Annotated in this window: 18 protein-coding genes; 3 read left to right on the top strand and 15 right to left on the bottom strand. The window is 63.0% G+C overall.

The features are described from left to right. Window positions 1-94 precede the first annotated feature (94 nt). The 13 genes from CIW48_RS20195 to CIW48_RS20250 form a co-directional block, all read right to left on the bottom strand. Window positions 95-4,525, bottom strand: coding sequence for a tetratricopeptide repeat protein (locus tag CIW48_RS20195; RefSeq protein WP_149312367.1), 4,431 nt, complete (start codon window positions 4,523-4,525; stop codon window positions 95-97). Beyond that, window positions 4,522-5,487, bottom strand: a complete 966-nt coding sequence (locus CIW48_RS20200) for a hypothetical protein (RefSeq protein ID WP_149312368.1) — start codon at window positions 5,485-5,487, stop codon at window positions 4,522-4,524. The genes CIW48_RS20195 and CIW48_RS20200 overlap by 4 nt, the downstream gene beginning before the upstream one ends. Window positions 5,488-6,016: 529 nt before the next feature. After that, entirely contained in the window at window positions 6,017-6,826 is an 810-nt protein-coding gene (locus CIW48_RS20205) for a hypothetical protein (protein ID WP_149312369.1), read from the bottom strand. Window positions 6,827-6,998: 172 nt separating this feature from the next. Next, window positions 6,999-7,433 (bottom strand): DUF5681 domain-containing protein, encoded by a 435-nt coding sequence (locus CIW48_RS20210; RefSeq protein ID WP_149312370.1) that lies wholly within the window; start codon window positions 7,431-7,433, stop codon window positions 6,999-7,001. A gap of 79 nt (window positions 7,434-7,512) precedes the next feature. Next, window positions 7,513-8,262: a phage baseplate assembly protein V gene (locus CIW48_RS20215; RefSeq protein ID WP_246695342.1), complete on the bottom strand. Its 750-nt coding sequence runs from the start codon at window positions 8,260-8,262 to the stop codon at window positions 7,513-7,515. 17 nt (window positions 8,263-8,279) lie between these two features. Then, window positions 8,280-11,177 carry a hypothetical protein gene (locus tag CIW48_RS20220; protein ID WP_149312372.1) on the bottom strand — a complete coding sequence of 966 codons (2,898 nt, stop codon included), beginning with the start codon at window positions 11,175-11,177 and terminating at the stop codon, window positions 8,280-8,282. A gap of 78 nt (window positions 11,178-11,255) precedes the next feature. Next, window positions 11,256-11,690, bottom strand: a complete 435-nt coding sequence (locus CIW48_RS20225) for a hypothetical protein (protein WP_149312373.1) — start codon at window positions 11,688-11,690, stop codon at window positions 11,256-11,258. 3 nt (window positions 11,691-11,693) lie between these two features. Next, a complete protein-coding gene (locus CIW48_RS33375; protein ID WP_173009326.1) occupies window positions 11,694-11,834 on the bottom strand; it encodes a hypothetical protein in 141 nt (46 codons plus the stop codon). A gap of 47 nt (window positions 11,835-11,881) precedes the next feature. Beyond that, window positions 11,882-12,289 (bottom strand): hypothetical protein, encoded by a 408-nt coding sequence (locus CIW48_RS20230; protein WP_149312374.1) that lies wholly within the window; start codon window positions 12,287-12,289, stop codon window positions 11,882-11,884. An 84-nt stretch (window positions 12,290-12,373) separates the two neighbouring features. After that, window positions 12,374-12,829 carry a hypothetical protein gene (locus CIW48_RS20235; RefSeq protein WP_149312375.1) on the bottom strand — a complete coding sequence of 152 codons (456 nt, stop codon included), beginning with the start codon at window positions 12,827-12,829 and terminating at the stop codon, window positions 12,374-12,376. A 14-nt stretch (window positions 12,830-12,843) separates the two neighbouring features. Continuing rightward, window positions 12,844-13,101, bottom strand: a complete 258-nt coding sequence (locus tag CIW48_RS20240; RefSeq protein ID WP_149312376.1) for a hypothetical protein — start codon at window positions 13,099-13,101, stop codon at window positions 12,844-12,846. Window positions 13,102-13,163: 62 nt separating this feature from the next. Continuing rightward, window positions 13,164-13,700: a hypothetical protein gene (locus tag CIW48_RS20245; protein ID WP_149312377.1), complete on the bottom strand. Its 537-nt coding sequence runs from the start codon at window positions 13,698-13,700 to the stop codon at window positions 13,164-13,166. Next, entirely contained in the window at window positions 13,700-14,425 is a 726-nt protein-coding gene (locus tag CIW48_RS20250) for a hypothetical protein (RefSeq protein ID WP_149312378.1), read from the bottom strand. The genes CIW48_RS20245 and CIW48_RS20250 overlap by 1 nt, the downstream gene beginning before the upstream one ends. A gap of 114 nt (window positions 14,426-14,539) precedes the next feature. On the opposite strand from CIW48_RS20250, the gene CIW48_RS20255 reads away from it, so the two are divergent. Next, window positions 14,540-15,301 (top strand): recombinase family protein, encoded by a 762-nt coding sequence (locus tag CIW48_RS20255; protein ID WP_246695340.1) that lies wholly within the window; start codon window positions 14,540-14,542, stop codon window positions 15,299-15,301. 15 nt (window positions 15,302-15,316) lie between these two features. Here CIW48_RS20255 and CIW48_RS20260 read toward each other — a convergent pair whose 3' ends face one another. Further along, complete coding sequence (locus CIW48_RS20260; RefSeq protein WP_149312380.1) at window positions 15,317-16,195, bottom strand: hypothetical protein; 879 nt, start codon at window positions 16,193-16,195, stop codon at window positions 15,317-15,319. 185 nt (window positions 16,196-16,380) lie between these two features. Here CIW48_RS20260 and CIW48_RS20265 point away from each other — a divergent pair, with 185 nt between their 5' ends. Beyond that, window positions 16,381-16,776: a hypothetical protein gene (locus tag CIW48_RS20265; RefSeq protein WP_149312381.1), complete on the top strand. Its 396-nt coding sequence runs from the start codon at window positions 16,381-16,383 to the stop codon at window positions 16,774-16,776. A gap of 546 nt (window positions 16,777-17,322) precedes the next feature. Further along, a complete protein-coding gene (locus CIW48_RS34570) occupies window positions 17,323-17,454 on the top strand; it encodes a hypothetical protein (protein WP_281407364.1) in 132 nt (43 codons plus the stop codon). 114 nt (window positions 17,455-17,568) lie between these two features. On the opposite strand, the gene CIW48_RS20270 is transcribed toward CIW48_RS34570, so the two are convergent. Next, a complete protein-coding gene (locus CIW48_RS20270; RefSeq protein WP_149312382.1) occupies window positions 17,569-18,072 on the bottom strand; it encodes a hypothetical protein in 504 nt (167 codons plus the stop codon). Window positions 18,073-18,086 lie beyond the last annotated feature (14 nt).

An 18,086-nucleotide genomic window follows, 5' to 3' on the forward strand; every position in this document is an offset into this window, starting at 1 on the left:
GATGCTGCGCTAGCTCACCGTTGGCTTCGCAAATCGCTTCGAACAGATATAACGGCCCACTCGCGTACCCTTGAAAGCCAATTGCCAGGGAGCCTTACGTTTTGCGGCGACGTGTGGTCCTTCGCGTGCGCTTCGACTTCGACGGCTCCGTGGCAGCGGTGTGCCGGCGCGGAGCGTCAAGTCGGTCGTAGATCATCTGGGCCGGGTGACGCACCTCCGGATTGACATCGCGGAGAAGCGCGGCGCCTCTCACATAGGCCCTGAAGGCGACGTAGAGTGGGGCGAGCTTGTCGGCGTAGTCGGACTGCTCGAACCAGGTGAGGAGATGCTCGCCATGGCCCTTGTTCTGCGCGAGGCGGAGCAGCCGCTCCAGATCGTCTTCGAAGCTAACTTCGACTAAGTCGAGACCACGATCCAGCGCTTTCTTAAGGTGGCTTGTTGCAGATCCGAGATTGTCGCCCGCGAATTCGATAGCCGCCTTCAGCAATTCAAAGCCACTCTCGGGCAGGTCTTTCAGATCGTCGAGCACGCAGTGAGCCTCGGCGGATCGGCCTGCCAGCAACAAGAACCAGGCGAGGTTTCCCTTCGCAGACAGAGGCCGAGCAAGACTTGCCTCGGTATAGAGCACCTCAGGCCGAACCAAATCTCCCTCGAAGTCCAGCAGCAGATTTGCAAGCCCGATACGGACCTCTGCCTGGCGCTGATCTGTCAAGCCTGGCGAAATGTCGGCGCTGCGCTGCAGGAAGTCCTCGAAGGTGTCGATAGCGGCCGAAATCTTCCCTTCAGCGCGTAGCGCGTTTGCCTTAATGAGTACCGCGTTGGCGACCGGCTCACGCACGCCAGGCTCGGGAGCGCCTGCGAAGCGGGCGAGGACATCGTCGTAGACGGCGATCTCCGCCGCGGGATCGCCGATCTCACCGAAGGTGATGGCCTTGTTAACCATCGCCCTGGCGACCTGCTCGCGCAAGCCGGGTTCGGGAGCGTCCGCGAAGCGGGCGAGGAGATCGTCGTAGGCGGCGATCTCCGCCGCGGAATCAACGATCTCGCCGAGGGTGAGGGCCTTGCCAATCATCGCTTTGGCGGCCCACTCGCGTAGGGCGGTCTCGGGAGCATTCGCGAAGCGGGCGAGGAGATCGTCGTAGACGGTGATTGCTGCCGCGGGATCGCCGATGTCGCCGAGCGTGATAGCCTTGCTGACCATTGCGGCGGCGACCTGTTCGCGCAGGCCGGGCTCGGGAGCGTCTCCGAAGCGGGCGAGGAGATCGTCGTAGACGGCGATCTCCGCCACGGGATCGCCGGTCCGGCCGAGGGTCATGGCTTTGTTGACCATCGCCCTTGCGGCCCACTCGCGTAGGGCAGTCTCGGGAGCATTCGCGAAGCGGGCGAGGAGATCGTCGTAGACTGTGATTGCTGCCGCGGGATCGCCGATCTGGCTGAGGGTGATGGCCTTGCTGATCATCGCCCTGGCGACCTGCTCACGCAGGGTGGGCTCGGGAGCGTCCACGAAGCGGGCAAGGATGTCGTCGTAGACGGTGATTGCTGCCGCGGGATCGCCGATCTGGCCGACGGTGATAGCCTTGCTGACCATCGCGGCAGCGACCTGCTCGCGCAGGGTGGGCTCGGGAGCGTCCGCAAAGCGGGCGAGGAGATCGTCGTAGATGGCGACCTCCCCCGCGGGATCGCCGATCTGACCGACGGTGATAGCCTTGTTGATCATCGCCCTGGCGACCTGCTCGCGCAGGGTGGGCTCGGGAGCGTCCGCGAAGCGGGCGAGGAGATCGTCATAGACGGTGATCTCCGCCACGGGATCACCGATCTGGCCTACGGTGATAGCCTTGTTGATCATCGCCCTGGCGATCCGCTCGCGCAGGGTGAGCTCGGGAGCGTCCGCGAAGCGGGCGAGGAGATCGTCGTAGATGGCGATCTCCCCCGCGGGATCGCCGATCTCGCCGAGCGTGAGGGCCTTGCTGATCATCGCCCTGGCGACCCGCTCGCGCATGCCAAGTTCAGGAGCGTCCGCGAAGCGAGCGAGGAGATCGTCGTAGACGGTGATTGCTGCCGCGGGATCGCCGATCTGGCGGAGGGTGATGGCCTTGTTGATCATCGCCCTGGCGATCGGTTCGCGCAGGATGGTCTCGGGAGCGTCCGCGAAGCGGGCGAGGAGATCGTCGTAGACGGCGATCTCCGCCGCGGGATCGCCGATCTGGCCGAGGGCCATGGCTTTGTTGACCATCGCCCTCGTAATCCACTCGCGCAGAGTGGGCTCGGGAGCATCCGCCAAGCGGGCGAGGAGATCGTCGTAGACGGTGATTGCTGCCGCGGGATCGCCGATCTGGCTAAGGGCCATGGCTTTGTTGACCATCGCCCTGGCGACCGGCTCGCGCAGGGTGGGCTCGGGAGCGTCCGCAAAGCGGGCGAGAAGATCGTCGTAGATGGCGATCTCCCCCGCGGGATCGTTGGTGTGGCCGAGGGTAACAGCCTTGTTGATCATCGCCCTGGCGACCTGCTCGCGCAGGGTGGGATCGGGAGCGTCCGCGAAGCGGGCGAGGACATCGTCGTAGACAGCGATCTCCGCCGCGGGATCGCCGATCTGGCCAAGGATGATGGCTTTGTTGACCAACGCCTTGGCGACCCGCTCGCGCAGGCCGGGCTCGGGAGCATCTGAGAAGCGGGCCAGGAGATCATCGTAGACGGTAATCGCTGCCGCGGGATCACCGACCTGGCCAAGGATGATGGCTTTGTTGATCATCGCCCTGGCGACCTGCTCGCGCAGGATGGGCCTGGGAGCGTCCGCGAAGCGGGCGAGGACGTCGTCGTAGATGGTGATTGACGCGACCAGGTCACCAAGCTCAGCAAGGGCGCGCGCCTTGCCGTTGAGCGCTCGCGCAACCTGCTCTCGCAAACCGACATCGGGGGCTTCGATGCAGAGAGCGAGAACGCTCTCGTAAATTGGGATTGCCACCGCCGCGTTGCCCGCAAGAACAAGATCCCAAGCTTTGGCGAGGAGCCTCCTGACTTCGCTGATTGGATTTTGTGCATCATGGCGGTCGGAAGCGCGCGACTTCGACACATCGAGGCTCGGATCCTGGCTCATTGTTGGATGGTTCGGCCCGCCAATATTTGCCAAATCCTCATCGGCAACCACTTCGAGGGCGGCAGCCGGCTGCACCTTTGATAGGCGAGTCTTCGACAGGAGAGGACCTCGCAGGTCTTCCTCCTCGACGTATGAGGCTTGCCGCTTCAGGGCCTCGTCGAACGCGAGCCGGTAATCGCGGTGCCAATCGGCTCGGTTCGGCGTACGGCCGGCCATCTCGCTTAGTTCCGTCCAGGAATAAAATGAGGTCAGAAACGCGACGAGCCACCGCATCTTCTGTTTGGTGCGCCTGGTGCCATGCCGCATCAGGTACCAGACGTTGAGAAATCGCTCGACGAGTTGGTGCCCACCATAGGCGCCGGACAGCTCGACCTGCTCAAGAAACCCGTCCTTGCGCAGCCGGATCAGTAGCGGCGACAGAGTGGTGGCGGGAAGATTGGTCAGCCGCGCGAGATCGCCGGTGGTGACCGGATCCCAGTGCAGCGCGATGGCATCGATGACCGCGCGCTGCTGCGCCGTGCGGTACTCTTCGACTTTTGCCTTGTAATACGGTGTAACCTGGTCAAGTAAGAGCTCTAGGTCGGCCATCGCCGCGTCGGACTCGCCAGTTCCGAGCAGGCGGTAGATGAGCGCGAGGACACGCGGGTTGCCGCCCGTCAGTCTGTGCAGCGTGTTTAGGCGCTCGGGCTGCGAGTCCAGGATGCGAAGGACATTGCCGCCATGCTCGCCCCCTCTGATTGCGAAGGCGCGCATGCACTGCTCGGTTTCCTGCGCGCTGAGCGGGTCTAGATAGACCGGGTGAAAGAATTCGTAGAAGGCCTCATTCCGGTCAGCCGCTTGGGTTAGCGCGTGGGTCGAGGCACCGATCATTATCGGCCCGCCAGCTGCCAGAAGACGGCGGCGCATCGCCCAATTGCTCTCAAACGAGAGTGCATTGAGGATGAGGTCGAGGTTGTCGACGAGCAGCACGGCCCGCTTCCCGAGCGCGGTCATCTCGTTACTGAACTGCTCAGCTGCCCCGTCGTCGCTGGCCCACGCCTCACCATTCAGCGAGGCGTCGAGACGCTGAGCGAGATCCTCGCGGCCTGCAGCCTCCGCCCATTCCGCGAGTGACTCACCGCAATTGCGCCAAAAGTCGGCGAGGGTGAGCACGTTGTATTGCTCCTCGCGAAAATTTAGAGCGACGAACTGGGCTGAGAGGTCCGGATCGCGCTCGATCGCGATCGCGAGGCGCCTGAGCAGAGTGGTCTTGCCCATGCCGCGCGACCCGATCAGGACGTTGTGGGCGCCTAGAGTATCAGATCGCGCGGTGCGAAGGCGGCGTAGCAGCATGTCAAGAAGCGGTTTGCGCGCGACGAAGTCCTGGATGAACCTGTCGTCGTTACGTTGGCTATTTGGATTGTAGAGCGTCTGAAGCGGGCGCATGTTCATGCGGCTTCGTAATCTAGCCAGTAACGGCGAACCAGACCGGACCGAAATTTGAATCGCTGCCCGTCGCGCATGAGCAGACCATCCGTGATGAGCATGGACAGAACCTCCCGGACCTGTCGCTGGCCAGCGCCAGTCTCGGCCAAGACGGTGTGGGCGATCAGCGTATCCTCGGTCTCGCCCTCCAAGTGCCGCGAGAGTGCGGCCAACAAGCGCTCCGCAATGGCACGGTCGGCAGCGGGGAGGTTCTTCCGGACGTGCTCGGGCCAGACCGCAAATTCGGCGCGGCGGTTGGGTTGCAGGAGCCGCTCGAAAGCGGCTTCGAAGTCGGCCTTTGTGGCCTGCCCCGGCCCATCCGCACCCTGGATCGAGGGGCGAACCTCGTTTGCAACGAGCTTAAGGTAGAACGGCGCAAGCCAGCCGAGATCGGCGAACATCGCATCGAAAGCTTCGTCGCCGGCTGTAAAAGGGTGGTTGAGCTGCTCCTGAACGGCCGGATCGCGCAGATACGACCGCGCCTGTTCGGGCGTGAATGACTCCAGCGGAAAGGTCTCGAAATCGACAAAGGCACCTTGCAGGTTGTAGCGTCGGGCAATGGTGTCGAGACCGATCGAGCCGGTGATCAACCAGCGGACCTTCCTGTAGCGCAACTGCAGCGCCCTAAGCTGGTAGGCGAACTGATGCGCCGCCTTGGCGTCTGTCTCGGCGAGCGCCAGGAAGAAGTAGGAGATCTCGTCGATGATGACGACGGTATTCTTCTCGGACTGGCTCAAAGCATCGACCAGCGTCTCGGCAAACTGCACGGGGTCGACACGCCCGAGAGCCTCAAGCGGCTTATCACCCCAGCCACCGCCAAGCAGGCCGTCAAGGCGCTTCGTCAGGTGAGCCATGACTCGCTTCTTCGCGTCGATCTGTTCCTCAATGCGAGCGCAGAGGTCAGCAGCGAACTGATGCGGTGTGCTCATGCCCTGGACATCGACCTCAACAGCGAGCCACCCGGCCCTTCGAAGGTCACTCGCAAGACGCCCGATCGTCCATGTCTTCCCAATGCGGCGTGGGGCGGGCATGTGGATGTTCACGCCAGCTTCGAGCTTCCGCTTCAGAGTGGCTCGCTCGCCTGTCCGATGATGCGTAGGTTCACCCAACCCGCCACTCATATGCGCCTCATTTATTCGGAAGCGAATTTATTCGATTTTGCATATATCCCAATCTTCCATGGGTGATCAAGGGGCGTGTTTCCGCGAGCCGTTGGGCGGCTAACCGTCGGATCAAACAACCGGCTAGCAAGGCAATGTCGCGGAGCTGCCAGGCGGCTCAGGTTCTCGTGCTTCAGCAAGACTTATCGCGTAACCCCCGCCCTGTTGGGTGAGCGAGGTGGCGATAACTCGCGGTTATCGAAGGCTGAGAACCCCCACGCGGGCGGGGCGCACCTCCGCACGACTCCAGTGGCGCATGGATCTTGGGTTGCCGCGCGCGCAGTCGAGCCGATCGGGTTCAGAACGGGATGTCGTCAATCTCTGGTGCCGGCGGCTCGGCCGGGGGCGCCGGAGGGGGCTCCAAGCGCTTGCGATCGGTCGGCTTGGGCAACTTCTTCGTGTAGTGATCTTCAAGCGCTTTAGCGTTCCCCATGACGCGAGCTATCGAGTCGAGAAGATCACGAACGGGCTTCAGCTTCTCGAAACCGGATCCAACCCCCGAAGCGAACGCGATCCAGAGAGCCATTGCCACCTGCATACGCGTCCGTGTTCGATCCACCTCCTTGGCGAAAGCATTCAGTGCGTCGAGAAGCGACTCTTTCTTATCAATATCCAGGTCAGACTGCTCGATCTCGTCTCTAATTTGCTGTATAAAATGATGTATTTTAGATTTAGCTTTAGGATCCAGCCCGACGGATCCCTCACGATTAATCCGCTGCGCATTCAGTCGGATTTGCATCGTCACAAAATCAACATCGTTTCTGAATTGGGCATAGAATTCATAGATACTTTGCCGTGAGGCCCGCGGCATCTTCAATTCCGAAAGTGCATCGATGTTATATGCGCGAGCAGCCGCGAGAACGCGGGTCATATATTCTAGTCTGTACGGATCTGGGTCGAGATCGTTGTTGCGCGCGTCGAATTCATGTTCTTCGATCTTGGATCGCAAGATTTTTTCAACCGCGACGAAGGCCAGTTCCGGATCGGCTGGCAGGTCCTCCATCTCTTCGTCGGTTATCATCGATGAGCCCTGAATGACGGTGTGGCTCAGGTTGTAGCCAAGGTATCGGTCGGTGGCACCCTCACAAGCCATGTTGCGCACCGCCATACCCGCGAACCGGACGGTTTGGCCCGAGGGCGCAGCTCCTCACGTGACAAGGCGTGCATCGACCGCCGTCGAGAACAGCTTATTCTCGTGGGTCAGGGGAGGGCGGATCGGAGGGGGCCAGAGCCGCCCCGAACCCGTCGTGGCGGCCGAGAGACGAGTCGGCTCTATGGCCTCACACGTCTTCTGGCTCGTCCGTTCTCTCGGCCATCCTGGCCTCTAGCTCATTCATGCGGGCGACGAGGACGTTTCGGTCGATGGACTCCTCGTGGCACTTGATCAGGCCCATCAGCTTTTGAGCGTCGGACAGCGTGAGCTCACCCGTTGTTGCGCCAACGAGAACGGCGGCTGTGGCTCCAGGGATTTCTAGCGATTTCGTTGGCTTCGGCAGCGGGAATAGAATTGGCGCTTCTTTTGGTCTCGGAACGGTGTTCTCGTACACGAGCCGGATTGCCTGTACATTTCCCTTGGCCGCAAGCTGATACAGCTTTTTACTTAGAACGTCGCCATACTCGTTGGCGCGATCTTCAAGGGCCAGAGTAAGCTTGTTCTTGGTCCCGCGAATTTTCCCCCGCGGGTTGCCCGATTGCCCGGGCTCGAAGCGAGGCATGATGCCCCTCCATATGGAAGCGGCCCGGAACGCATCCGGGCCGGGTGTCTATGCTGTGTGCTGAGGCCGCATCGGCGGATCAGGCGGCGATGCCCGTGAGGGGCACGTTGGGTGCGGTGATCGGCCGTGTCGCGTTGACGCCTCCGGAGACCTGCAGGTCTCCGTCAAAGCTGTGCGTCTTGGCCTTGTAGGTGAGGTCGCCGTCGCCGGCGTCGACGGTCAGGCTCTTGCCGTTCGAACTCACCGTCACGTTGCCGGACGCGTCCATCTTGATAGTCGCGCCGTCCTTGTGGGTGATCGAGAGAGAGCCGTCCGGAGACAGCGTGAGGGCCTGCTTGCCCTGCGGCTGCTGGGTCTGGGCGGTCGAGTCCTTCCCCGTGGCGGGATCCTTGCCGCCGCGGTTCGGGACCGTGCCGGCGCCGCCCATCATCACGGTGCCGTCCTTCTTGAAGGCCATCACCGCACCGTTGCCATGCACGATCCAGTGCTCACCGGGCTGCATCCCGGCGGGCGGCTGGGTCTGCTCGGACACGTGGCGCTGCTGGATGCGCCCGCTCATGTGGTCGCCTCCCACGAAAGCGACCTCGACCGGATCCCCGACGTTGGGCAGCGAGAAGATACCGTGCCCCTGCCCCGTCGCGACACATTGGATCGGGAGCCAGCCGGACGTCGAGTTGTCTGGGTCGTCGGGGTCGTGCGGCTCGAACCGCACTTTGGCCGAATAGGTGTCCGGGTCGACGCTCGTCACGGTGGCGTTGCGTGGGTGCTTCCGCGTGAAGGCGACCCGCTCGACTTCTTGGCGTATGATGCCCCGCATCATTTCGTACATATGCACGCTCTCAAGTCCTAGACCTGCGGATAGATCTGCGAGGCATCGGGGAAGTTCGCGCCCAGGGCGGGTCCATTGGCGCTATCGAACTGGTGCCGTGTCACGCTCGCTGCAATCTTGCGGCCGTCGAGGTGGATGGCGGTGTGAACCACCGTCTCCCGCTGCCTCGGCACAGGTGCCACCTCGGGGCGGGCTCTGGCTCCCCCGATGCCCTGTCGATTGCCGATGCCGGCCCGCGCGGCACCATGCCAGTCGCCCCAGCCGTGCTTGGCCGCCCACCCCATGGCGAAATCGGTCTGCTCCTTCCAGGTCTTGGGGTCCCGGGCATCGATCCCGCGCCGGCGAAGGACGTCGCCCAGACCGCCCGCGTTCATCCCTCGGATCCCGGAGCCGCCGAAGTGCAGCTGCCAGTCTCCGAACGACGTGCCCTTGTCGCCGACGTAGGTGTTGAACCCCTCGCTCTGCGCGACGCGTAGGGCGACCTCTGGATCGATCCCGTTCCGAAGTGCTGCCGCCCGGATGTACGCGGCGCGCTCGGCCCTGGAGGCGGTGTGGCCGATGCCGGATCCGGATCCTACCGCCAGGGCGCTGACCGGGCCGCCACCGCCGCCGAAGCTCGCGCGCTGGATCAGGCTGCCCCCGCCACCACCGCCGCCGTTGAACGAGATGTTGTTCACGACCGCCTCGGAGACGATCAACTTCTTCATCAGCTCCAGGAGGGAGTGGCCGAAGCTGTCGAGGCTCGATTTCGCCTGGGGGGCGGCCGCACCAACCTCGCGGGCGCCGGCGGCGACGTCTCTGGCGCCCTCGGCGACCTTCTTCTGCTCGGCCTGACCCTTCTCGGCCATCTCGCCGAAGCTATTCATGAGCCAGCCGGCGCCCGACTTGATGCTCTCCCAGATCGAGCCAGCGCCATTCTTCAGCTTCGCCGGGTCGATCGCACTACCGGAGGGGCCGGCCTTGAGCAGGTCGGGCATCTTGCCATCGAGTGTGGCCTTACCCTCAGCCAGCCTGTTGAAGCCGTCGGCCCCCTTTTCCACGAGCTCCTTCGGGCTGAAGCCGAAGAGCTCCTTCCAGGGGATTAGGGCGCCGAGGATCGTGACCGTGGCGCCGGCCCCGACCGCGATGGCGATCGGCGGAAGGGCTCCTAGCGCCGCCGCGCCGAGACCCACCGCGCCGGCTGCGCCAACGCCGCCAGCGAGGGCAGCAACGGCGCCGAAGGCGCTCTGTGCCGCCAGCGGGTTGTCGTGGAGTTTCTTGCCGAGGGCGCTGACCGTCTCGCCGAGATCCCGGAGGATGTTGATGGCGCCCTTCACCTCGGGGTCGGCCATGGTGCTCCCGAGCGTCTTGAACGTCTGGAGGAACATGACGAGCTGGCCACCCATGGTATTGTTCAGGGCGCCGTCGGGGTCGCTCTGCGTCTGGAAACGCTTGAGGTTCTCGTCGATGTTTCTCTTGTTGGCGTTCATCTCGTGGAACATCTTCGCGTAGTTCTTCGCGAAGCTGAGGTTGTCGATCGCCTTGTCGATGCCCTCCTCGCTCGTGATGCCCTTCCGCGCGAGGGCTGGGAGGAAGAAATCCTTGAACCAAGCGTAGATGTTCTTTTTGAGGACGTCGGCTCCGATGATTGATCCGGATTCGAAATCCTTCTTTCCGCGTCGGTTGCTGTCCTTCTGCAGGCCGAGGCTGACCAGCTCGTCAGACTCCGTCCCATTCGACATCTGCCCCTTGAGCAGATGCTTGGCGAACATGTAGATCGAGTCGCCAGCCGCGCCGCCGTTCATCTGCTCCGAGAACATCGGCAACACGCCGCCGACGAACTCCGGCGACCACCCCGTCGCCGTACCGCCGGAGTGCTGGACTGCGTTGAAGAGCTGCTTGCCGTTGAAGATGCCGCGTGTGCCGATCGCACCCTGCATCACGGCATCGAAGTACCGCTGCTGTTCAGCCGCGGGCCGGGCCATCACGCCCATTTGGTCGAGACCGCGAGCGAGATAGCGGCTCTGGCCGCGCTCGTTCAGCTTCCCCTTCACCTCCTCCTGATCAATCAGGGCGGTGATAGCGTTCATACGCGTCACCATGGGGAGGAGGTGCCGCGCCTCCGCGAAGTCGCCCTTACCGAGGTCGGCGAGGTCGGTGATCGTCTTCATGTTCTCCGTCGGGTCGGTGTACCGTTGGGAGAACGCGAGGGCGTAGGCGAGCTGCTTGTTCTTGGCGATCTCGGCGTTGAGCTGGGCCTTCGACATCGGCCGCCCATGATCCAGCCCACCCTGGATGCGCTGGATCTCGGCCACCTGGTCGACGCCGCCGGCGTTCTTCAGGATCTCCTGGAGGTAGTGGATCGAGGTCGTCGGGGCACCGATGGCCGGGTATGTGCCCACGATGGCGTTCGCCTGGTGAGCGCCGGGGCGGTGACGATGCGCTCGCGGGTTGTGGCCGCCGGAGCCCCCACCGTAGCGGATTGAGCGGCCGCCCGCGCCTCCCGAGACGGACGGCATCGCCGGCATCCGCATGGCGCTCGCGACCTGCTCCATCTTGCGCAGCGCGGCGGTCGCCCGGTTGATGCGGCCCTCCCAGGCATCGAAGGACTTCCCGACGCCGCGGGCGGCCAAGCCGACGCCCTGGGTGGCCTTTCTGGTCTCGGCCAGTTCCTTCGTGCTGGCAGCCGCCCAGCGCACAATGTCATTGGCCGGAGCTTGGCCGCCCCTGTGCGACCTGACCCGATCCATCGCGGCGACAAGGCGGTTCACCACCCCGGTCGCGTGCTCGATCGGGCGCTCCCACTTGCTGACCTCACGGGTGACCTCGCGCGCCGTCTTCTCGGCACGCTCCATGGTCTTCAGGAGCTTGGACATCTCGGGCCCGAGCGAGCCCGTGAGATCCAGGGATGTCTGGATGCGGTAAACTTCGGTCATGGCTCCGCCAACCGGCCGGGCAGGTGGCACCCGGCCGTTCATCGAGGGGCTTCGTTTGTCGTTGAGGTGGCCGGCCGATCAGTGGTTGATCTGCCCGGCCAAGTGACCGCCGATCCGGTGGGCAATAGCCTTCACCACTTCGGCTTCCTTCGTCGCGCCCGCGAGCGCGAGAACGGGCCTGGCGGGTATCCGAGGCGTGCCGAGTTCCTGCCAGGTCGCCTTCTCGTCATCGGACCCGACGGCGGCGTGATGGGCGTCCACTACCTTTGCGCCATAGCTGTCGCGCAGCCCCCCGGCCTCGAGGAGCGGGCTGTCACCGGCAGATTTGTGGGCGATGGTCTCGGATTGCAGCGAGGCCCAGCCCGTTTGGTAGGTGCCCGGGTAGGACCGCGCCTCCCGGAGGATGATCTCCGCGCCCTCGGCGAGGGCGGCGTGTTGTGCGGCCGGCAGGCTCGCAACCTGCCGGCTCATGAAGGCGGCGAATTCGCTGAACGACCTGAAGGAGCGGCTCACGGCTCAGTCGTTCTTCCAGCACCACGCGCTGTCGTCCCAGTCGCCTCCCTGTGTGATCCCGACCGCGATCATCCAAGCTTCGCGCTCGATGGCATCCATCGGCGGATAGGTCTGGTCGGAGCCGAACACGATCTCCTTCGGCACGCCGGAGGTGATCAGGGAGACAGACGAGAGGAAGCCCGGGTGCCTAATCAGTTTTTTACGGTCTGGCGCTCCTGGGCGTCCTGAGCCTCGGCCTTTGCCTTGGCGGCGGCGGGCGTGTCTTCGACTTCATCGTCGGCGCCCCCGCTCATCTCGTGGATGACGAGGGCGGTGATGCCCTCCTCACCGAGGCGCTGCGCCAGCGCCTCGAAGGCTATATCCGTCTGCGGGAGATGGACCGTGTCGCCATCGATCGACGCGACCCGCGCGAGCCGCATGCAGAACGAGAAGAAGGGGCTGTTCTCACCGCCAAGGCGGCGCAGCAAGCGCATCTGATCGAGTACGGTGAGCTCGCGCAGCCCAAGATTTCGACCACGGCTGTCGCGGACCGAAAGGGGGGCGGGTGCCGCGGCCACGGCGGAGGCAGCAGCGTGGGAGCGAACAGAAACCTTGGTCATGGGGTGTCCTTGAATGAGGGGGAGGTGGGGTCGCGCGGAGCAGCTTGACCCCGGCGATCGTGGGCGATTGGCGGGAAGGGGTGATCAGAGGGCGAGGGACAGGCGGCGGTTGAGGCCGGCGAGGTCCTTCGTGAACCGCTCAACAGCGGGCGACACGTTCACCAACCAAGAGTGGAACGCGGCGTCGTGTTTCGGTGAGACCACCCCGGCCTCGTACCCGGCGGCGAAGAGGTCAGCGAAAGCGACCATGCGGCTGAACTCGCCTCCCAGCGCAGTGGCATGAGGAGTGAAATCGCGACAGAGCTCGTCGGTAGAGATGCCGTTTCTGACCGGGATACAGGTCCTCATGCACGAGCCATCGTCGAGCAACTTGGCCTCTGTGATGCAATCGACCCGAGCGCTCTCCTGATCCGGTGACTTGCCTAAACTCAACTCAGATATATCGGGGTTGATGCCGAAAAACAGGCAGGCGATGCCGGCCAGAAGACAAATATCCGCGCCGTCGAGCACGGTGTGTGTGGGAGCGATTTGCTTTTGCATGGCTACTCTCCGAATCAGGTGTGATCGTGGGGTTCTTGCTCGGCATCTTCGCCGAGGGGACCGGTCCCAAGTTCTGGTCCGCCAGCCGGGCCGACGAACTCTACGAATAGCGGGGATCGGTTCTTCCGAGCCGTGGCTGTACACCGGGCACGGAAAGCTGGCACATCTTCACAGCCTTCCGGGATAAAGAAGACTTCGATCAAGCTCACTCGTTTGAAACTCGCGAGCTCTTCTTCGATTTTGCGAAGGCGCTTCTTGAGCGATGCTTTCATGCGCGGCTCTCTGACGTTTAGGCGCTCGACGGCCGAGCGGGGGTCGGACCCGCTCGAGCCGATCAGCGGAGTGAGCGCTCGTAGCGGGTCAGCCGGGCGCCGATCTCGAACAGGGAGTGCTCCAGGCCATGGATCACCCCGATGGCGTCGCGGACCGGGCCGCCCGCCGGCATGGCCTTGGCGAGAAAGGCCGGGTCGTCGGCCCGGTCGATCAGGCTTGCCGCGTAGATTTGGGCCTTGGTGATGGCGCCGGTGGCAGGATCCCGGGCGGTGACCCGCACAGCCAGCGCGGCGGACTTGTAGACGCCGGCCACCACCTTCACGGCCGCCGCGCCCCCCTTCACCGCGAGGGTGACATCGACAGCGCCCTGTGCGTTGACGGAAAGGTCAGCGACCCCGCCTGCTGCCGTGGCGCCCGGGGTGAACTGCTCCAGGAGGACCGGAGCGCTGCTGAAGAACTCGGCCGCCGCAGCGCGAAGGATCGCGGGATCGATGTGGGCCGCGCGGGGGTCGCTCGGGCCAGGGTCGACCGAAGCTGTCACCTGCACGGAACCATCCGCCAGCGCGACGGGATCTGAGAGGCTGCCGTAGAGAAGCATCAGGCCGCCTCGGCATGGGGAACGGCCAAGGCATCGGCGTCCGTGAACAGGCGATCCGCGAGCACCTGCCAGATCGTCTCGTCCGTCTCGTTGGCCGGCGTCCGAAGCGATACACGCTTGGCCGTCATCACCTCCGCAGCGGCATTCATCAGCCGAAGGAAGGGACCGCGCGCCTCGCCCTCCTTCAGATAGCTCTTCCTCTCGGCCCACAGGCGGAGCCCGGCCAGGCGCGTCTCAAGGGGGATGAGCTTCTCCAGGTGCGCCTGGATCTCACGATCGAGCGCCCCCAACTCCTCTTCAAGTACCGGGACGACGATGTCATGGACGGCGATGCTCGCCCGGTTGAAGTCGCCGTGCGCCCGGGCAATCTCGGCATTGACGACCTCGATGGCCGGGCCGGCAGCCTCGGCAAGGGCCTCCGCTTCGGCCAGCCGCTCGATCAAGTCCTCCCGGCCGTCCCCCGACAGCTTGGGCGGACGGCCAGAGCCATTTAGGGCATGGTCCGCGAGGGCGGCCACCGCCTGCGCCTTGAGGCCTGCGAGCTGAGCCGCGAGCGCCTTCGCGGTCTCGCCCCGGATGGCGAGACCCCGGGCGGAATTCTGCCGCTCCTCCACCTTCTTCTTCGCGGCCTCCAGCGCCACGATGCGCCGGCTCAGTTCGCCGCGAGCGACGCTACGCGCCGGCGGGGTGTGGGTCGGGGCGGTCTCGTTCTTCTTACTGGTCATGTGATTGGCTGATCCTGTTGAGGAGGGGCCGTCCGTGGTGGACGGATCGCGCCACGCACAGGCGGCGGCGATGGATGGACCGGGCGCGCAGCGCGCCGGTGAAGGGGGAAGGGCTTGCGGCCAGGAGGCGACGCCGTCACACTTCCTCAAAGAAGAGTGACGAACAGGGCGAGCAACGCCATGGCACGCAAGCAGTTAGTTGAGGCTGTGGCCTATTTCCGGACCAGCTCGGCGACCAACGTCGGCGCCGACAAGGACTCCGAGAAGCGCCAGCGCGCCGCGATCGAGGCGTTCGCCAAACGCGCGGGCTATGTCCTCGTGGACACGTTCTATGATGCCGACGTGCGCGGCAGCGATCCGGTGGACGTGCGGCCAGGCTTTGCGGCCATGCTGGACCGGATCGCCGGCAACGGTCTGCGCACCATCATCGTGGAGACCGCCAACCGCTTCTCGCGCGATCTGATCGTGCAGGAGACCGGGCACCGGTTCCTGAAGGACCAAGGCATCACCCTGATCGCGGCGGACTCACCCGAGACCTTCGTGGAGGACACGCCCACCAGTGACATGCTCCGCCAGATCCTCGGGGCCGTAAGCCAGTTCGAGAAGGCGTCGCTGGTCGCGAAGCTGAAGGGTGCCCGCGAGCGTAAGATGAAGGAGCAGGCGGCGGCTGGCGAGAAGGTGAAGTGCGGCGGCCGCTCGTACCGCGAACTCAATGGGGCGATGGTGGATCTCGCCCGCAAGCTGCACCGCTATCCGGTCAACGGCCGGCGCCGGTCCCTCCGCGAAGTCTCAGCGGGGCTGGCCGAGGCTGGGCATTGCGCGGTGTCTGGGAAGCCGTTCGGCGCCGAAGCAATTAAGCGGATGGTCAGACAGTGATTGGTTTTTGCCCACTTAGAAGACAAAATAAGGATCGCCATTTGGTAAGGTAAGATTTCTGACGACGCTCGCCCTTAATTGGTCCTTCTTGACATAATCTATTTCATCTTTGAGTTGTTTCATATTCAATCCGTCTTCGCATCTCTCAATATATACTCTTGATACATACATTCTTGAGCCGGATGTGCCGAAAGCAATGCCACCCAGAGACATGATGCGCGCTTCTTGATGTCCATCGAGAAATTCGTCGTTGAAAACCGTAACAAGAAAATTTGGGCTCTTTTGAACTACATTTCTCTGGAGGCAAATATATCGTCGTCTTTTTCTAACCATGTACCCGTGAAATTCTTCTGATATGGCTCCTTCAATTCCATATTTACTTTTATGATCGTCGGTATCCCCCTTGTATCTGCGTATCTCCGAAACACATAGAGCGTGGGATATTGGATCGACTGTGATTTCGAATACTCCGACCGTGAACATGTCGGGAATTTTCAAAGAAGGTCGGTATAACCGGTAGAGACCCGCGGCGAGTTGCTTTGTTTCTTCCTCAGTGGAGGGGTTGTATCTCAAATATCTAAGCAAGGCAAAATACATATAATCATAGAACCCGCCTAAAAGATCGACCTGAAAGCCAACGTCAATGTTTATTCCCTGTTCATGAATGAATTTATTTAGAGCGTTAACATTTTCGGCAGTGATATTCGCTCGGTCCGGATCGGAAAGAACCGACCTTAACCGTTTGACATTCCAGCCAAGTTCAGGGGCAGCTTCCAAAAAGTCTTCATATGACCAGTTTTGACGTTTGCGAAACAATTCGCATCGACGCAATGCTTCAGCGGCGTCAAGACGATTTGGAATGCGGGTTGGATACAAAAGGGTGCGTAGAGGCAATGCGACCTCCATAGCGCAAAACACTATATCCGAACTGGGATCGGAGGAAATGTCAAGCCTTTGAAATGCTGCGAACCTGAAGTTCCTAGGAATTGAGGAACGGGTCCTTATCAACGATCGTGCTTTCCTGGCCGGCGATCTTCCCGACAAAGTTGCCGTCAATATCGCTGCCAGAGGAGGCCATCATGGGTAATGGTACTCATACCCCGGGAGCTTACGGCGCCCTTGGGTTAGTAACCGAAGGACATCACGCGCTTCATGTGTTGCTCGAGCCATTTGCCGGGTGTGATGGGCTTTGGAGCTGTGCGGCGCGGTTCTATGCTCTGGAGGGAAATCCGCTCTGGGGATCTTTGTTGGCTGCCGCGTTTATCATTGCTTCGTTGTATGGGCTGGCTCATTCGAGCATCAAATTGGCCCAAGCCCTCTTCGGTTCCTCAGGTGATCGAATTGCCGAGGTTCGACCGAGAGCTAAAGCGAAGAAGAGCTCTACGTACAAGAAAAGACAGCCCTCACTTACAAATAAAATCCACAGAACCAGCAAACGAAAACCGGTGAAGAAGGCTGTAAGGCAAGCAGTCTGATGTAGCTATTGGAGGTGCCGGCGCAGAGATCTGCGCCGGCTCAATAGGAGGTAGCGCGTTGGTGTGGTCGATGGGTGGAGGAGTTCACGCCTCCACGCCTCCACGGATCGAAGCCCGCCTCGCCTGGGGCGCGCTACGCCGCCATGCGGCTGGCATCGGCCTCTGCGGCTGCCGCTTCGAGGTCTGCCAGGATTGACCCCATTGCAGATGCCTGCCGCTTGGTGCGCCGGCCGCGCGGATCTGGCTCGGCCGGACACGGCGCTCTGAGGCGAACTCACCGTCTCGGGGACAGTTGCCGGTCCACGGGTTGCAAATGATTAACGAACGGCTAAGCTCGATACGTAAGTACTTGAGGGAGGCGATCCCATGAAATCAGTCGAGGCGCATCGCGAGAGCCACCTAACGACGCAGCAGCCCGCATTGGCAGCCCACCATCTGCATGAGGCTGAGGCAGAGCAGGATAGGCTCCGCCGCCTTCACAATGCTCGGGCAAGGCAACGGGCCGCCCGACATCATCGCCGCGGCCAAGCAATCTGAGGAGGCGCAATGATCCGGATCCGCGCCACAGACGATGGCACCTACACGGTCTACCGCGATGGAAGGGCAATGGTCACCGGCCTGACGCGTGACCAGGCCCAGGCCGCAGCTCAGTCGCTTGGGACGACCGTCACCGACTGACCGCGGCTGCAATCCGCTTCATGCTCGCCCCATTCACGGCTGGGATCCTGAAGGCGTGGGAGAGTTCACGCATGCACGGGTGACGGCCCGAGACGGTAGCCACCCATAAGAGGATCACGTGCGGTCTGGTTCACCCGTGGGCTCTTCCACCAATGATCCTTGAGCCGGCCGGCCGCGCTTGGCGTCTAGCCGATCCATCAGCGCCGAGATCCCTCCGCTTGCCCCGGTGCGCCTAAGCGCGGCCACCTGATCGCGGAGGGCCGCCTCGCGGGCTCGGCCGATCTCCGCCTCAGTTGGGATGGGCCGGCCGTCGGCGCCGGCCATGGACCTGGCGCGGAACGCCTCGGCGAGCTGCTCGACCTTGGCCCGGTCCTTCGGGCTCGGCAGTTCGTAGACCTCGGCGTTCAGGATCCGGTTGACCCGCACGAACTGGGCGCGGACCGGGATCATCCCCTCACGCGCCTCAAGGGCGAACTCCGCAGAGTCGGGACGGAACCCGATCCGGCGCTTGATCAGCGTACGCCCGCTCCGGAAGCGCTCGCTCGCCTCGATTACGGCCCAGAGCGGAAGATCCCGGACGGCGGCGGCATATTCCTCCTCGAGGAGCTGCTGATCCACGGGGTGGGTCGCGT

Origin of the sequence: Methylobacterium sp. P1-11 (assembly GCF_008329595.1) — a bacterium.
Classification (GTDB): domain Bacteria; phylum Pseudomonadota; class Alphaproteobacteria; order Rhizobiales; family Beijerinckiaceae; genus Methylobacterium.

Excerpts from the sequence above, each read along its gene's own strand:
- CIW48_RS20210 (WP_149312370.1), bottom strand. The coding sequence starts at position 7,433 with ATGCCTCGCTTCGAGCCCGGGCAATCGGGCAACCCGCGGGGGAAAATT.
- CIW48_RS20235 (WP_149312375.1), bottom strand. The coding sequence starts at position 12,829 with ATGCAAAAGCAAATCGCTCCCACACACACCGTGCTCGACGGCGCGGAT.
- CIW48_RS20240 (WP_149312376.1), bottom strand. The coding sequence starts at position 13,101 with ATGAAAGCATCGCTCAAGAAGCGCCTTCGCAAAATCGAAGAAGAGCTC.
- CIW48_RS20215 (WP_246695342.1), bottom strand. The coding sequence starts at position 8,262 with ATGTACGAAATGATGCGGGGCATCATACGCCAAGAAGTCGAGCGGGTC.
- CIW48_RS20200 (WP_149312368.1), bottom strand. The coding sequence starts at position 5,487 with ATGAGCACACCGCATCAGTTCGCTGCTGACCTCTGCGCTCGCATTGAG.
- CIW48_RS20220 (WP_149312372.1), bottom strand. The coding sequence starts at position 11,177 with ATGACCGAAGTTTACCGCATCCAGACATCCCTGGATCTCACGGGCTCG.
- CIW48_RS20230 (WP_149312374.1), bottom strand. The coding sequence starts at position 12,289 with ATGACCAAGGTTTCTGTTCGCTCCCACGCTGCTGCCTCCGCCGTGGCC.
- CIW48_RS20265 (WP_149312381.1), top strand. The coding sequence starts at position 16,381 with ATGGGTAATGGTACTCATACCCCGGGAGCTTACGGCGCCCTTGGGTTA.
- CIW48_RS34570 (WP_281407364.1), top strand. The coding sequence starts at position 17,323 with ATGATCCGGATCCGCGCCACAGACGATGGCACCTACACGGTCTACCGC.
- CIW48_RS20245 (WP_149312377.1), bottom strand. The coding sequence starts at position 13,700 with ATGCTTCTCTACGGCAGCCTCTCAGATCCCGTCGCGCTGGCGGATGGT.
- CIW48_RS20195 (WP_149312367.1), bottom strand. The coding sequence starts at position 4,525 with ATGAACATGCGCCCGCTTCAGACGCTCTACAATCCAAATAGCCAACGT.
- CIW48_RS20250 (WP_149312378.1), bottom strand. The coding sequence starts at position 14,425 with ATGACCAGTAAGAAGAACGAGACCGCCCCGACCCACACCCCGCCGGCG.
- CIW48_RS20205 (WP_149312369.1), bottom strand. The coding sequence starts at position 6,826 with ATGGCGGTGCGCAACATGGCTTGTGAGGGTGCCACCGACCGATACCTT.